Source organism: Variovorax sp. CCNWLW186, assembly GCF_037203865.1.
Taxonomy (GTDB): Bacteria; Pseudomonadota; Gammaproteobacteria; order Burkholderiales; family Burkholderiaceae_C; genus Variovorax.
The window spans coordinates 100218-115234 of sequence record NZ_JBBCBO010000015.1; the positions used below are offsets into that span (position 1 = coordinate 100218).

The 15017-nt window shown below is 60.8% G+C and carries 13 protein-coding genes and 2 pseudogenes; 4 read left to right on the forward strand and 11 right to left on the reverse strand.

From position 1 onward, the window contains the following. Nucleotides 1-260 precede the first annotated feature (260 nt). The 4 genes and pseudogenes from V9K97_RS18430 to V9K97_RS18445 form a co-directional block, all read right to left on the reverse strand. Nucleotides 261-1877 (reverse strand): FAD-dependent oxidoreductase, encoded by a 1617-nt coding sequence (locus V9K97_RS18430; RefSeq protein ID WP_337319833.1) that lies wholly within the window; start codon nt 1875-1877, stop codon nt 261-263. 81 nt (nt 1878-1958) lie between these two features. Beyond that, nucleotides 1959-2762 (reverse strand): alpha/beta fold hydrolase, encoded by an 804-nt coding sequence (locus V9K97_RS18435; protein WP_337319836.1) that lies wholly within the window; start codon nt 2760-2762, stop codon nt 1959-1961. A gap of 87 nt (nt 2763-2849) precedes the next feature. Next, nucleotides 2850-3266 carry a hypothetical protein gene (locus V9K97_RS18440; protein ID WP_337319838.1) on the reverse strand — a complete coding sequence of 139 codons (417 nt, stop codon included), beginning with the start codon at nt 3264-3266 and terminating at the stop codon, nt 2850-2852. 231 nt (nt 3267-3497) lie between these two features. Then, nucleotides 3498-3673 (reverse strand): annotated as a pseudogene (locus V9K97_RS18445) (quinone oxidoreductase); the annotation flags it as partial. A gap of 141 nt (nt 3674-3814) precedes the next feature. Between V9K97_RS18445 and V9K97_RS18450 the strand changes: the two are divergent. The 3 genes and pseudogenes from V9K97_RS18450 to V9K97_RS18460 all read left to right on the forward strand — a co-directional run bounded on the left by V9K97_RS18450 (nt 3815) and on the right by V9K97_RS18460 (nt 5230). Next, nucleotides 3815-4144, forward strand: a complete 330-nt coding sequence (locus tag V9K97_RS18450) for a hypothetical protein (protein WP_337319875.1) — start codon at nt 3815-3817, stop codon at nt 4142-4144. Then, nucleotides 4095-4505, forward strand: a pseudogene (locus V9K97_RS18455) (IS66 family transposase); the annotation flags it as partial. The gene V9K97_RS18450 and the pseudogene V9K97_RS18455, both read left to right, overlap by 50 nt. Nucleotides 4506-4669: 164 nt before the next feature. Then, on the forward strand, nt 4670-5230 hold the full coding sequence (locus V9K97_RS18460) for a hypothetical protein (protein ID WP_337319840.1): 561 nt from the start codon (nt 4670-4672) through the stop codon (nt 5228-5230). A 615-nt stretch (nt 5231-5845) separates the two neighbouring features. Here the strand turns inward: V9K97_RS18460 and V9K97_RS18465 are convergent. From V9K97_RS18465 to V9K97_RS18495, 7 genes are all read right to left on the reverse strand, one after another. Beyond that, a complete protein-coding gene (locus V9K97_RS18465; protein ID WP_337319842.1) occupies nt 5846-6511 on the reverse strand; it encodes an Isoquinoline 1-oxidoreductase subunit in 666 nt (221 codons plus the stop codon). 2 nt (nt 6512-6513) lie between these two features. After that, nucleotides 6514-8775: a xanthine dehydrogenase family protein molybdopterin-binding subunit gene (locus V9K97_RS18470; RefSeq protein WP_337319844.1), complete on the reverse strand. Its 2262-nt coding sequence runs from the start codon at nt 8773-8775 to the stop codon at nt 6514-6516. Beyond that, entirely contained in the window at nt 8772-9248 is a 477-nt protein-coding gene (locus V9K97_RS18475) for a (2Fe-2S)-binding protein (protein WP_337319846.1), read from the reverse strand. The genes V9K97_RS18470 and V9K97_RS18475 overlap by 4 nt, the downstream gene beginning before the upstream one ends. Nucleotides 9249-9831: 583 nt before the next feature. Beyond that, the gene (locus V9K97_RS18480; protein WP_337319848.1) at nt 9832-10317 is read right to left on the reverse strand and encodes a hypothetical protein; all 486 of its coding nucleotides are present in this window, start codon (nt 10315-10317) and stop codon (nt 9832-9834) included. A gap of 1079 nt (nt 10318-11396) precedes the next feature. After that, nucleotides 11397-11852, reverse strand: a complete 456-nt coding sequence (locus V9K97_RS18485; RefSeq protein WP_337319873.1) for an AraC family transcriptional regulator — start codon at nt 11850-11852, stop codon at nt 11397-11399. Between the two features lie 605 nt (nt 11853-12457). Next, the gene (locus V9K97_RS18490; protein ID WP_337319850.1) at nt 12458-12859 is read right to left on the reverse strand and encodes a RidA family protein; all 402 of its coding nucleotides are present in this window, start codon (nt 12857-12859) and stop codon (nt 12458-12460) included. Nucleotides 12860-12921: 62 nt separating this feature from the next. Continuing rightward, entirely contained in the window at nt 12922-13509 is a 588-nt protein-coding gene (locus tag V9K97_RS18495) for a CGNR zinc finger domain-containing protein (RefSeq protein ID WP_337319852.1), read from the reverse strand. Between the two features lie 93 nt (nt 13510-13602). Between V9K97_RS18495 and V9K97_RS18500 the strand changes: the two genes are divergently transcribed. After that, a complete protein-coding gene (locus tag V9K97_RS18500; RefSeq protein WP_337319853.1) occupies nt 13603-14538 on the forward strand; it encodes an alpha/beta fold hydrolase in 936 nt (311 codons plus the stop codon). The last annotated feature ends 479 nt before the right edge of the window (nt 14539-15017 follow it).

Below are 15017 nucleotides of genomic sequence, written 5' to 3' on the forward strand. Positions count from 1 at the left end.
GCGCTGTGCGTTTTTTCGGCCGATCGCGAGCAGGGCATTGGCGTGGCCGCACCATTGAGGCTGTCGGATGTTGTCGAACTTTGTTTCTTCATGCACGGTAGAGTCGCAGGCAGTTTTTTTGAGCTCGATTTGCCTGCTTTGAACTCCAATAGCTTCGACCAGCATGAGGTTGAGATGGCAGTTGCCTGTGCCATCGCGTCGCAAAAGTGGTTTGGGACAAAGTCACGCGCTCAAACGCTTCTGCGATGGAGTGCGCCAACTTATACGGCCTCTTTGACGTGCGCCCAAACGCGCGAGATCACGACTGATCCCTCGCCGACAGAAGAGGCAACCCGCTTGACGGATCCCGCACGCACGTCGCCTACGGCAAAGATGCCACGGCAGGAGGTCTCGTAAGGGGAAGAGGCGTCCACATCGCTGCCCGTCAGTACAAAACCATTGTCGTCCAATCGCACGAGGCCAGCGAGCCAGCTGGTATTCGGCACTGCACCGACCATCACGAACATGGCACAGGTGTCCACTAGCTCATCGCGGCCTTCTCGGTGGATCGTGACCGCTTCAAGCCGATCGTTGCCGTGCGCGGCTGTCACTTGCACACCGTAATCGATAGTGATGGACGGTTCAGCTTCCAGTCGGGTCGAGAGATAGCTGGACATCGAGGCAGCCAGCGTATGGCCACGAACGAGCAACCGGACGCGCTGCGCAACGCGACTGAGGAACATCGCGGCTTGACCTGCAGAGTTGCCGCCGCCCACGACGATCACTTCGGCGTCGCGGCAGAAGCGCGCTTCGTTCTCGGTCGCAGAATAGTAAATTCCTGCGCCCTCGAAGTCCGCCAGCGAATGGATCGAGGGTCGGCGATACCGAACGCCGGTGGCGATCACGCCTGCGCGTGATCGCACGCGATGTCCATTGCTGAACGTGGCGCAAAAAGAGCCGTCCTCCAGCCGCTCTAGTGCGTCGACGCGAAGCGGCATGGCGAACCTGGTTCCGAACTTCATGGCTTGCACCTCCCCGCGCCACACCAGGTCGGCACCGGAAATCCCGGTTGGAAAGCCCATGTAGTTTTCAATCCTGCTCGACGTGCCAGCCTGACCGCCGATCGCGATGTCCTCCACAACGAGCGCGCTGAGCCCCTCGGCCCCCGCGTAAACGCCTGCGGCGACGCCGGCAGGGCCAGCCCCCACGATGAGCACGTCAACCGCTTCGTCGTCTACCAGGTCGCGGTTCATGCCAAGAAGCCGCGCGATCTTCTCCGGGGTCGGATCGGTGACCACTGTGTCTTTGCCGAAGATGGCCACCGGCCGGTTCGGCGCAGCGGAGCAACTCTGCGCGATCGCCTTGGCCTCGGCGCTTCCCAGCGCATGGGACGCACAGGGCAGTCGGTTGCGACCCGCAAATTCGGCGATGCGCCCGATGTTCCTGTCGACTTCCTCGCCGATTAGCACGAGCGAGCTGGCCCCGGACTCGAGCTGTTTGCGACGACGGGCGGACAGGACTGTGATGATGATGTCAGACATCTCGGGCATGTGCGCCATAAGCCTGAGCATGTCCCCGCGACGCACCTGAAGCACCTTGGTATCGCGGACAGCTCGGAACGCCATTGACCAGCTCCCACCTGAGAGGAGGGAGATCTCGGCCATGAACTGCGATGGCCCGAGGGTTGCAGCCACGAGTCGCTCACCGGTGTAGGCGTTCATTACCTCGATCTCGCCGTCCTCAACGTAAACAAAGTGCTCCGCAGGATCGCCAGGACGAACCAATACTGTGCCGGCGGCATATCTCATCTCGCTGCCCGCCGCGCGAATCGCTGCCACGTGCGATGCAGCCAGCGGCACGCGCTGCATCTCGGCAAGGTCTCTCCCAATCGTTTCCAACGTTGATCTCCCATATTGAACTTCGACGTCACACACGCGACGCCCGCACCGCTCGGACGAAGCTTTATTACGGCCCGGCCGTCAGTTCCCTGCTGCCTCCCGGATGAGCGCTGCCACATTCGCCGGATGGGACACCATCAATGCGTGTGAGCCATCCTTGATCACAATGGTCTTTCTTGCCTTCGCACGCTCTGCCATAAAGCTCATTGCCTGAGGCGGGATATTCAGGTCTGCCGTTCCGTAGATGGCCCAGCTGGGAATGGATTTCCATGCAGGGTCATGCAATGCTTCCTCCAAGGCGGCTGCCCTGATCGGCCGTTGGGTGGCCGCCATGGCCTTCGCTTGTGCGATCGGAACGTCCGCAGCGAACTGTTGCGGGAACTTGGCCTGCTGGACGTACAGGTCTTTGCCACCGTCAGGCAACTCCACGGGCGCAGCCAAAGCCGCTCCGAGCGTCGATCCAGGAAACTTTCCTGCCAGGGCCAGCGCAGACTCGCCCTGGTCCGGAGCAAAGGCTGCGACGAATACGAGCGCCTTCACGTTACCTAGGCCGTTGGCTGCGGCGGAAATGACCGCGCCACCGTATGAGTGGCCGACAAGTACGACCGGTCCGGCAATCGATCGTGCGAGCGAAGCCAAGTACTCCGCATCGCTGGCGACCCCTCGCAACGGGTTGGCGGCGGCGACAACAGTGAATCCGCTGCCGGTCAGTAGCGAGACCACCCCGTTCCAGCTGGACGAGTCAGCGAATGCACCGTGAACCAAGACGATCGTCGGCTTGGCTTCGGTAGCGCCGGCCTCGGATGTAACGGATGCAACGGATGCAACGGATGCAACGGATGCAAGGATATTGACCGCAAGAATGCGCGAGATGAACTTGAACATGGTTTACTTCGGAGCGTACGTTGAGTTGTCAGCTTGATCGGATAGCGTCCGGCAGGGCTAACCGGCAATTCCAAACGGCGGACGGCTCTAGCGCTGCCTGTTGCCGTAGGAGTCGCTATAGTTCGGAAGAGCACCCGCCTTGTTTTCTGCCTTCAGTTCCGCTCGTTTGGCGGTGCGCTCGGCCCTCCGTTCGGCCTTTGGGGGCCGCGAGACCGCACTACTTGGTTTGGGATTACCTTCCCCCGGCGCGAAGGTGCGTGCCGCTTCGCCTCCCGCGGTCTTGCGGACTTCGCGCGCTTTTACCCGGTCTGAGCGCGGCACCTTGGGGCGACTTTCAGGAACTGGATCACCTTCACCAGGTTTGAACTCACGAGCAGCCTCCGCCGCCTCGACTTTTCGCTGCTCGTGAACCTGCGCCGCTTGAGGCTTGATCTCAGCCAAACAGCTCAAAGAGAATCCTAGGAACGCAACTCCGATGACCGACACGTTGGCGATTGATTTCATGATTGGTCCTAACTGGGGGGTGGAAGAAGGAGGATGCCCCCATGACCTGTGAAAACCAGGTCTGAGAGGCTTCCAATCATTGGTCAGCAGCGCTTTGCCGGCAACGTTCTGAAGGCCGATGCCTTATCCTCCTTAAGAGAGACGCTACCGATTCACGAAGCGATAGCTCACGCGAGGGGCACGGCATCAATTTGCGCTTGGTCGAACCAAGCCGTTGCGCCGCACTTTTCACATCATCGGCATCATCGTGAAGACACCGGAATAAGTGGCGCCGCGAAAAGACAGCGGTGCTAATGCGTGCGTGCCCCAACCCAGCGCGCTCACGACATGGCCTGTATACCGACGCAGGCCTGAAACGACATATCGAGCGTGGCGCCGCCCACGGTTTCATACACGACGTCGAACCCCCTCGTCCGCCATGTGCTTGACGTCTGAGCATCGTCGGCCTCCTCACCCAGTCGGCACAAGAGATGCTATGTGGGACTACCCGAGCGAGACCCGTTTGGCTAAAACGGGATTTCCTCAACCTCGTAGCAAAGGAGACGGAAATGTCCACCGCTAAGACAGTCCCACAAGTGAAGGTTACGGCGATCGCGGGCGATCTGTACGTGAGTTTCGAGCTCGGCGACAAGTCCTGGAAGGTGACGGTGAGCGATGGCCAGCGCGCTCCGAGCCGATACAACGTGGACGCCGGTGACACGGCCGCAGTTGCGCACTGCATCGACAAGGCCCGGGAGCGCTGCAGGCTCGAGCGGCAGGCCACGGTGCACTCGTGCTACGAAGCGGGGCGCGACGGCTGGTGGCTGCATCGCTGGCATCCAATACTTCGCTCAGCTCTACGAGATCGAGCGCAAGGTAAAGGACTTGGACTAGGATGAGCGGCAGCGGATCCGGCAAGCGCGGGGGCCGGCCGATCGCGGAGGCGCTGCATGCCTGGATGATCGCCCAGCGGCTGAAGGTTCCGGAAGGCTCAGGGATAGCCAAAGCACTGAACTACAGCCTGAAGCGCTGGACTGCGCTCACACGCTACTTGGACGACGGGATCCTGCCCTCGGACAACAACTGGGTGGAGAACCAGATCCGGCCCATCGCTGTGGGCCGAGGCAATTGGCTGTTCACCGGGAGCCTGCGCGCCGGTCAACGCGCCGCTGCCACATGAGCCTGATCCAGTCGGCGAAGCTCAACGGACACGATGCGTATGCCTATCTCAAGGATGTGTTCCTGCGCCTGCCAACATAGCCGCACAGCCGCATCGACGAACTGCTGCCACATCACTGGCGGCCAAACCTTACGGCGTGATCGTCGGCGCGAACGCTTGCCTTACCATTGGCCCCTGCGCGGCCATCGGCTCGCAGTCAGGCGCGATCGTCAGCGACCGACGAAGATCGAATCAGAGTGCGCTCATGACTTACCGCCCGATGTTCCCCGCTGTGCTATGGCCAGCCGCATCAACGCTGCTACTCGCGCTTCCCCACGCGGAGCTTGCACCAGCCACGAACGGGTTCACCGTCCTCGTGCAGGGCGAGCAGTTGTCTGTTCCATACCGCGTCTATTACGCACCGCAAAACCTTCAATCGGTCATCGCGCGTTCGAGTGGCGACACTCGAATGCTCGCGCTCTGCCTCGGCACCAGGCATTGGAATGGCTATGTTCGCGAGGATTGCCTGCGACAGCTCATCGGCAACGATCGACCATGGGTTGTTCCATTCGTCGTTCAGCTTCTGGGTGAATATGTCATCGAGATCGTGGAAGCCATTGCTGCCGCTGTCTCTGACGCTGACCCTGAGCCGCTCTCTGCATTCGCGCGCGAGAACCCCGACTTTATGGCGACCACAAGACGGCGGGCTTCAAGCTACTGGGACTGCTACTACCGCCGGCGCTTCCCAACGCTGCAGTCCTATCCGGCCTTCGTTGCACTCGAAGCAATCGAAAAAATGGGCACGCGCTTCGTAGTCATCTCGTGACGTCAAGATGTGTTTGCAGTACGCATACATGGTGCTCAAGTTCGAACAAGGTCGAAGTGGGCGTTTCGTACCTCCGCGACGACCCGAAGTTCCGCAACCAGCGCACTCTCGTAGTGACGGGTGAGCGCGCCGAAGAGTCAACCTCGCGCGCTCTACGCGGAATTCGAGTGGCATCGCGCCGACAGTCGCCAAGGTAAGAGCGCGCGGCACACCGATCACTGGCGCGCGGTGCACGGTGGTCGGAGGAGCAGGTGTGGGCGATCATTGCGCACCGCCGCATACGGTCACAACATGGACCAAGACGAGCTGCTGTGCAGATGCAAGCCGATCTGGTCGCGCTCGGCTACCAGGGCTCCTACAACCGCGTAGTGGCCTTCGAGCGCCCGTGACCCCGCGCCCCGCCGGCGAAGCCAGACCAGTTGCGCCCAAATTGCGGATGCTGCTCCGACGCTCCAGACGCTCCAGACGCTCACGATCACGGTCTACGAAAGACGTGCGCAAGGAGATCGCCGCCCGGCAAGTCCTGCGGTTCACCCTTCTGCCGTACACGGACGTAGCGCTTCGTCGCGACGAGAGCCTTTAGGAGCTTCGAAGATTCGCTTTCCGTCGCCGCGCTCAATGCTTACCGCGTGCCTCGCCTGTGTTCGGGCAGTGCCCACCAGTTGCAACCCAGGCCTTCATCAGTTCACCGAACTCCTTCTGCGTGCCCGGCGGTGATGCAGGCCCAAAGTTCCAGCCCATGCCGATCACTTTGTCTTCGGCGCTATGCTTAAGCATCTTGTCCGTGTCGGACTTGCCACGTCTATCCTTGAGCTGCGCGCATATCTGCGGCAGGGTCAGCCCTTGCCACGCCATTTTGGCCGGAGCCACACGCCAGCGAATGTCGTCGAAACTGCCACCCGTAGGTCCACTTACCGACGAGTGGCAAGCGACGCAAGTCATCGCCTTGCTGGCACCCCAGCCACCCGCACCGCGCACTACCAGCGGACGATGCAACGTCATCTCATCCCGCTGCGTCGGCGAGTCGCCATTGGGATGGCAGTTCAAGCATCTCGGGTGCTGAAGCACCTTGCCGGCCTCAATGAAGAGGGCCGCCGAGCGCGCTCGGGGATCTTGAATGGCATCGAATTCCGAGACTGCCTTCAAAGGTACCCCCGATGGCGATTCGGCCGCCTTGCTCGACTGCGGCGGTCCCGAGTCGGCCTGGGCCAGCAGCAATCCGGACAATGCCGCCACTGTGCAGACAGCGCGGCCAGCCGTCAATAAACGACACACAGCCATGGTCACACTCCTTGCACGAAAGGCAGCCGTAACGGGCGCGCCTTCCCCAGCCGTGCCAGCGCATTGGCCACCGCGGGGGCGATTGGCGGCACGCCAGGCTCACCTACTCCGCTCGGCGGTGCGTCAGACCTGACTAGGCGCACGCTCACTGTGGGCATTTCGTGAATGCGCAGGGACCGGTAGTCGAAGAAGTTGCGCGAGATGCGGACACCCTTGTCGAATTTGATCTCGCCGTACATTGCCACGCCCAGCCCGAAGCCGATGCTGCCTTCCATCTGCTGACGGACGATGTCCGGGTTGACGACCTGGCCGCAGTCCACCGTGCACCAGACCCGGTGCACGACCGGCTCGCCTCTCTTGCCCAGCGAAACCTCGGCGATCTGCGCGACATAGGTGCCGAAACTCTTGACCACGGCCACACCCATCGCGCGGCCTTGCCGGGGCTGGCCGCCACGCCAGTCGGCCATCTCCGCGACCAATTGCGTCACCTGGCTCAGACGCGGTGCGTCTTTGCCGGCGAACAGCTTCAGCCGCGCGGCAACGGGGTCATCGCCGATCAGCTCGAAGCAGTGGTCGAAGAACGTCTCTGTCACGTAGCCCGTGTGCATGTTCGCCACCGATCGAAGCGTGGCGACCGGAATCCGGTTTGTGACCGGATGCAGAACGCAGCGCACGTTGGGCACGTCGTAGGGCATATCCTCCATTCCTGCGGCCATCAGCTCCACTGCCGCGGGGGTCACCTTGCCGCCCGGATCGGTGATCGGCAGCGGCAGCGGCATCTGCGTCGACACATGCGCTTCGAGCGCCACGATCTTGCGGCTCTCGATCACGGCTTGCCAACGGTGCGCGACCATCGGGCGGTAGAAGCCACCCTGGATGTCGTCTTCGCGCGTCCACACCAGCTTGATAGGCCTGCCCGGGCCCATCGCCTTGCATACCTGCGCCAGCTCGCCCACCATGTCGCCCCCGGTGTCGATACGGCGGCCGAAGCTGCCGCCGGCCATCACCACCGTCTGACTGACGGCCGATGGTGGAACGCCGAAGACCTTGCCGATCTCGATCAGATCCGTTGTCGGTTGCTGAGCGGCAAAGCGGCAGCGCACCGAATGGCCGTCCCATAGCATCCAGCCGTTGAGCGGCTCCATAGGCGCGTGCGCCAAGTACGGAAATAGGACTTGCGCTTGCACGCGTTGGCCCGGGCCGGAAACCCGTGCCGGGTCACCGCGGCTGCCGACATCCAAGCCTTCATCGTCCAGCGCCCCGACGAATTCCGCATAGAGCTCTTCGTTGCCCCGAGACTCCGCCTCGCTGTCGTCCCACGTGGCTTGCACCAGCCGGCGTGCCTTGATTGCGGGATAGGTGCTCTTTGCGTAGACCGCAACGCCGCCGGGCACTTCCCTCACATCAACGACGTCGCGTACCTCCCTGGCCTTTGCGGCGTCGAAGGATTTCAGCTTGCCGCCGAAGCGCGGCGAGCGCAGGAGCAGAGCGACCAGCGGCTCGCCTTCGTCGATGTCTAGGCTGAATATGGCGCGGCCGTTGGTCTTGTCGTCGATATCCAGTCGAGGCGTAGCGCCTTCGACACCGATCAGCCGAAACTGCGATGGCGACTTCAGCATCACGGTGGATGGCGGAGCAAGCTTGGCAGCGGCATCGACGAACTCGCCGAACCCGCTGCGCCTGCCGCTGGCCGCGTGCACTATTTGGCCACGCTCGGTGCGCAACGCTTGGGCCGGCACCGCCCACGCCGTCGCAGCCGCTTGTAGCAAAACTGCGCGGGCTTTGGCCCCGGCTTCGCGCATCAGCATGAAGCTATTGGCGATCGAGCTTGAGCCGCCGGTGGCCTGCAGCGGCGATTCCGGTGAAGACAACATCGGATTGCTGAAATGCTCGATGTCAGCCGGCGCGAGCCAGACTCTGACCTGCTGCCAATCGGCGTCGAGCTCTTCTGCGACCAGGGTTGCCAAGCCGGTGGCCACTCCTTGCCCCATCTCGAGGTGTTTGCACACCACGTGCACTAGGCCGTCTCGGCCGATGCTCACGAACGCATTAGGCGTGAACTCCTTTGCAGCGAGCGCTGTCGGCGCGATGCCGGCAGAAGCCGTACGAGCGGTGGCCGCCGCCGCGGCCCAGGCGCGGCGAGGCGCGGCGAGCGCGAAGGCGCCGACGAACAGGCCCATAAGGGCCAACATGTCGCGACGGGAAAGCTTACCGATGCGCCGCGCATCATCGTTGCGGAGGACATCCGTGTCATCGAGCATCATGCACTTCTCCTCTTGCGTTGCAGCGTCCGCGCGGCGTCATGCATCGCGGCGCGGATGCGGGTGTAGGTCGCGCAGCGGCAGATGTTGCCGGCCATCGCCAGGTCGATGTCTCGGTCGGTCGGCCACCTGTTCTCCTTGAGTAGAGTCACGGCGCTTACAACCTGCCCGCTCTGGCAATAGCCGCACTGCGGCACGTTGTGGTTGATCCAGGCCCGCCGCACCGCGGCCGCTTCGGGGCCTTCGAGCTGCTCGATCGTCGTCACTGCCTTGTCGCCGACATTGGAAACTTGCACGGTGCATGAGCGCACTGCCTTGTCGCCAACGAGCACGGTGCAAGCGCCGCATTGCGCCACCCCGCATCCGTACTTCGTCCCGGTCAACCGAAGTTGATCGCGCAAGACCCACAAAAGCGGCGTGTCGGCGTCGATATCGAATTGGTGGACGTTTCCGTTAACGCGCAAGGTGTAAGGCAAGTCACTCTCCTCGTAATCATTGGATGCGCAGCCCCAGATTGAGGCAGGGGCATGTGACAAATGTCCATCGCACGGCCGTGTGACGCATCATCCCTTGGGACGACCTCGTTGCTGGTCTTCGGGTCTAGACCACGCCTGTTCTCACCAACTTCCTTTGGCGGGCGCCACCCTAGGCTCCGAACTCGCGCTAGCTGTGGTGCTCGGCGTAGAGTGAGCGGGCGAGGCCCCCTTCAAGATCAAGGGCATCTGCGCCCGACAGCAAGCGGCGTCGACGCGATCAGCTCGCCCTAGAAGTCGCGACGTATGCCACGCCAGCCCGAGCCGTACACCAGGCCGACGCAGGCCATGTCCGTACACCGATTGCCGGTCTGGACAGCGGCGGCGTTGAGGGCGTCGGGGCCAGGAACAGCTGGCGGTCTAAGCACAGCGTGGCGGCAATGAGGGCAGCTAGAACGCGCTGATCGATGCAGTCACGTTCCGGGAAGCCGTCCCATGGGTCTGCACGCCTCGATGGCGCCCGAGCTCAATGACCGAAGATTCACCGTTGGTTCGGATCGAGGATTCCTGCCTAGCGCCGGAGCCGTCACCCGGCTGCGACGAAGCGGTCCGCCAAGGCCGCTTCGTAGACGGCACCACCGTCCCGGCCAACGATGTCGACCGGCAAGGCACCTTGGAGCCAGTCATTCGGTTGAGCAAACCAGAACGCCAGCTCCCAGTCGTCGAACACGTCCGACAGATGCGCGAGCACGCTAGCCACGCTCGGCCGTACGACGAGGCCGGCCGGGTCAAACTGGAACATTGGTATGAGCAGCTGGGAGCGCCACTCCAGGCTCAGGATCGTTCTCCGGACGATGCCCCGCGCCAGGTAAGAAATGGGCTGCGCACACTGTGTTCGCATGGACAGCTCGAGCGCGTCGCCCGCAGCCAGGCCACCATGTTGCCGGAAGGCCTGTTGCACGATCTCGAACTGACGCGCCTTGAGTTGGTGAGACGACACCTGCGCCGCGTCATGCAGCCCATGCACCGGAAAAATGCCCGAGCGACCGAGTTCCAGTGCGACGTGGTTCATGAGCGTCTCCAAGCGCGCGACCCGTTCGCGCGGCGCACTGAATATCGCGGTATTGATCAACTATTGAACTGCCCTGAAGGCGGTCCGCCCGGGACTACTTAGCGGTAGCAGTTCGTAGCCCCAAGGAGTAACCTGGCAGCAGCCCGGAAGTTGCGGGATTCGGCGCGACGACGGGATCGCTCCTGCGATCGTAGGCACGCTCATTTAACCCCTTAGCCCCGCCCATGGGCCTCCCGTAGACTTGCGCTTCCGTGACCGGATCCGCGTCGGGAGCTCATGCTCAGGCACGGCGCCACGAGGACAAGTCATGCGTTACACCCTTGGCCGATAGGAGTTGCAACCTGCCCTAAGATTGCTCGCCGAGCTTAACCCGTCCACCATTGATGCCATGCGTAGACATGTTGGTGGCGCTTGCGGAGCCAGTCGTGCCCGCCGGCCAATGAGCGGCGCTGTTCATGGTTCTGCAACTCTGCGCGCTGTGGGCAGCGCCCGGCGGTTCGTCTCGCGGCTCGCGGCAGTGACCCTGCAGAAGCGCCTATAGCATGGGGCTGCTGAACGGTCTCGGAACAGCGGCGGTTTGGAGGGCTCCCGCGGTCGCCGACGACGTGTTGCAGGCTAGGCCCACCGACGTCGCGGAGCGCTAACGGTAAATCCAGTTGCAATGTGCTCTGCATCACGTGGAGCCGTACGGCCTGGCTGCGGAATTTCATTTTGGTGTTTCGGCGACCCTGGCGCCACCACACAGCGGGCGACTGCGGCAACCTGACGCACTCCTCGCCCATGGTCCCAGCCGAACGGTGGCCTCAAGGTACGCGGACGCAGCCCTCTCGACGGCCCCCGCGAAGACTGAGCAACTGCGCCGCATGGCTTAAAAACATTGAGCTATGTGCACTAACCGCGCCTCACGACAGCAAGGTAAGTCACTTACCTTGTGGCCGGGCGGGTGGTGGAGGCTTGGCCACTTGGGTCTAGTGCCTTAGTTGCTGAGTCTCGCGTTTGCTGCTGCGCCAATCGAGAGGCCTTCGCGTCTCTCTTGATTCGCTTAGGAAACAGGCAAGGTGGTTCCTTAAGCAGGGTCTTTATGAAACGCGGTCCTTACGCCATGCAGATGGGGTTGCCCCCGTAAGCTTTTTGAACGTGCGCGCGAAGTGCACGGCATCTGCAAAACCCGTTGCTTCGGCCACATCGTCGAGGGACATCTTGGTTGATAACAAGAGAGCTTGCGCTCGCTGGATTCGCGCCTGCAGCTGCCATTGGTAAGGCGCCAGACCGGTCGCCGCCTTGAAAGCGCGGTTGTAGTAAGAAGGTGAAAGTCCCGCAAGCGATGCTAGCGTGTTCAGGTCAACGCGAAGAGGCATATTAGCTTCAAGAAAACTCACTGCGTTCCTGAGCTGCATTGGTGACAGTTTCGCTGCGCTCTTTGCCTCGGAATCTGCTCGCCCGAACATCCGAACTGCCAACGCCGCTATGAGTGCGTCGCCATACAACTGAACAGATGGATCCGGATCGTCAATGACGTCGGCGAGTAGCTTCATCAACGTGGCAATATGATCATCAGAGAACCGCAGAAGAGGAACGTCTCCAGCATTCCGAACTCTTTCCAGTTGGCATGCTTCGCGTAGCATTGCGGAATCGAAACATAGCCTAACGTCCCTTGCATACCGAATGTCGCTGCTGTATCCCCATATAGTCATTCCCGCTGGAACGAAATTAATTTGACGCGGCTTGTAGTCAACGCGGCAAGGAGCATCCCGATTCAATCGTGGTTCTGATCGATATGACCCAACTTCTTCCAGTATTAGGCCAATCCGGGATTCGTCCTCGAATGGAACTTCATACATTACACGACCCGCACAGGTGAACTCTGCGTGAATGACGGTCACACCCGACCACACGCGTGTCGAACCAGTTAGGTTGAGTACATTCTCCGGCAACTCGACAGGGGTTTGCATCATTGAATCGGTGGTTTATCTTCCACTACCATGCAATTGGGTAGCAGCGTCATAGCCTTGATAGATTACATGAGCACGAGAATGCGCCCAAAGTTTTCCAAGCTAGAAGGCGCCCCAGCTTATAGCGACCGCAACGCTCTCCGAACAAAGGGCAATGTGCAGGTCGGCGCCATCGGCACCCTGATGGATCACTGAACGATAGCTGTGACGCGGATTTCGAAGCGCATCGTCGGAAGCCCTAGTTCCTCAATGCCCACTTGTGTCCAAATCGGTGCATGGTTCGGCATGTACTGTCTGTAGAGCTTCACTATCGTTTCGTTCACGATCGGCGGGAAACCGCCGACGTGATACGTGTTCACGTGAACGACGTGCGCCCAAGTCGCTCCTGCAGTCCGCAGCACGAGCTCAACATTCCGAAACGCTGCCGCGATTTCATCCTCGATCTTTTCTGGAATCTGCAGTGAGTCATTCCAGCCACCTTGTCCAGACGTCTCAATTCGATCGCCAATCTTGACCGCACTTGAAAAGTGCAACTCTTTACGGAAGATATCGCCAGCGCCGGGCACGACAAAAAACTCAGGCTTGCTCATGTTTCGCTTTCCAAAATTGAAAGGTCAGTTGGTGTGAAGTCTTCTGATCGTGGCGTCGACAGCTACTCTCGAAGCTTCTTTCTTTCGCGGAAGGCTGCGACCTTCATCCGGTTTCCACAAAGGGCCATGCTGCACCAGCGACGACGGTGTGACTTTGTATGATCATGAAACATAAGCGTGCAATCGTGGGCCTCGCACTGCTTCACTAGGTCCAAGGAGGGACTAACAAGTAGGTCTACTATCGCCTGCGCGACCGGATACAGCAGACTGGCGGCGCCGTTGTCTCGACGTCGTGACAGCAAGTGATAGGTCTTGCTGCTGCTGTTCCACGCCAGCTCGTGTGAATCTCGCCCCATCTCAAGCATGTGGTTGATAGTTCGGGTGTCAGCGTGCTCCTTTGCCTTTGCCGCTTGAATAAGCGCTCTCGCGCTTTCGCGCAGGACGAGTGCGAGGCTCAGTAAGCCAGGCGGCACTCCACGGAAGTCGTCAGAAAGCACGGCAACCTGCTTCAGCCACGCCACCACACTCGCATCGTCCACAAGGCATTCGCGATGCGCCGAACCTGTTCCATAGCGGGTATTTAAAAAGTCGAGAGCGAGGTCATCGCCGATGAGTAGCGCCGGGCGCTCAGTCTGCGAGTAGCTTTGCATCGCACCATTGTAACCGGCTAAGCATGCATTGACAAGTTACTATGATCCGGGGTAACCTCTAAAATCAACTTCAACAGGTTACAAGGTATGCGCATGTCCCATGTATCTCCCGCAGCCGCAGCTGGGCTAGCTGCAGTTATCGCATCCGGTGTTGTAAATGCGGCCGATCTTCAAATCCACCACCGCTTCGCGCAAGTGGGCGATGTGAAGGTGTTCTATCGAGAAGCAGGGAACCCGAACTCGCCCAAAATCCTTCTTCTGCACGGCTACGCAGCATCCTCGTTTATGTACCGCGGACTGATTCCGCTGCTCGCAGACAAGTATCACGTGATTGCGCCCGACCTTCCGGGCTTTGGGTTCACAGAGGCACCCGCCCGTGGCTCGTACTCGTATACCTTTGACCAGCTCGCCAAGACCATTGGTCAGTTCACCGAGCAGCTGAAGCTTGACCGCTACGCCATGCAGGTGTTTGACTACGGCGCCCCAGTCGGATGGAGGCTCGCTGTAGCAAACCCATCACGTATAACCGCGATCATTTCTCAGAACGGCAACGCGTACGAGGAAGGGCTTGGCAATGGCTGGGCTCCGATTCAGAAGTACTGGAAGGAGCCTACGCGGGAAAACCGCGAATCCTTGCACGAGTTCCCAACGCCGTCTTCGATCAAGTGGCAGTACCTGGAAGGTGTGCCTGATCCGAGCCTCGTGCCGCCCGATGCCATCGCCCTCGAAAGCTATCTGGTGTCGCGTGCCGGTAACGCGGACGTGCAGTTAGATCTGCTGCTCGACTACAGGACCAACGTCGCGAAGTATCCTGAGTTCCAAGCCTACTTCCGCGAGCATCAGCCACCGCTGTTGGCTGTTTGGGGGAAGAACGACCCCTTCTTCCTCCCAGCGGGTGCCGCTGCATGGAAGCGCGACATCCCTGGGGCTGACATCCGGTTTTACGACACCGGACACTTGGCACTTGAGACCCATGGCGCCGAGATTGGTGCGGTTATTCGGGCGTTTCTCGACGCGCACGTAAAGTGATGAAACTCGGGCGGGTATGCCGATCCACCGCTCGAATAGCGCCAAGTACACCTCGGGTGCAACGCATTTCGCAAACTTACAGGCCTTATCAAAAAGCGCGCTGCGGCTTGACGCGGCGCGCCCGATCACGGTCATGAGCGAGCCCGATCAAGCGTTGACCTTGGCTCCGCAGCAAAGCTGCTCACCAGAGGTTCCAGCTGCCCGCAAGTGCAAGCTTCAGCAGGGAGGATCCAGCACATTTAGAGAATGCTGACTCGCCCGCGCAGCGCAGGTGTCGTTGCATGTCGCGCGGGCATAACTGAAGGTGGCGCAGCATTCGGACATTGGTCGGGCTATAAGTGCCAACCAATCTAAACTGCGCACCCGTCGGCTCACTCAGGCGTGGACGAGGACGTTGAGGCACTTTCAAACAGCTTCAACTGCCTACACGTACACAGCCTTTGTTACCGGAACACAGCGATTGATTGGAGGGCGATCTT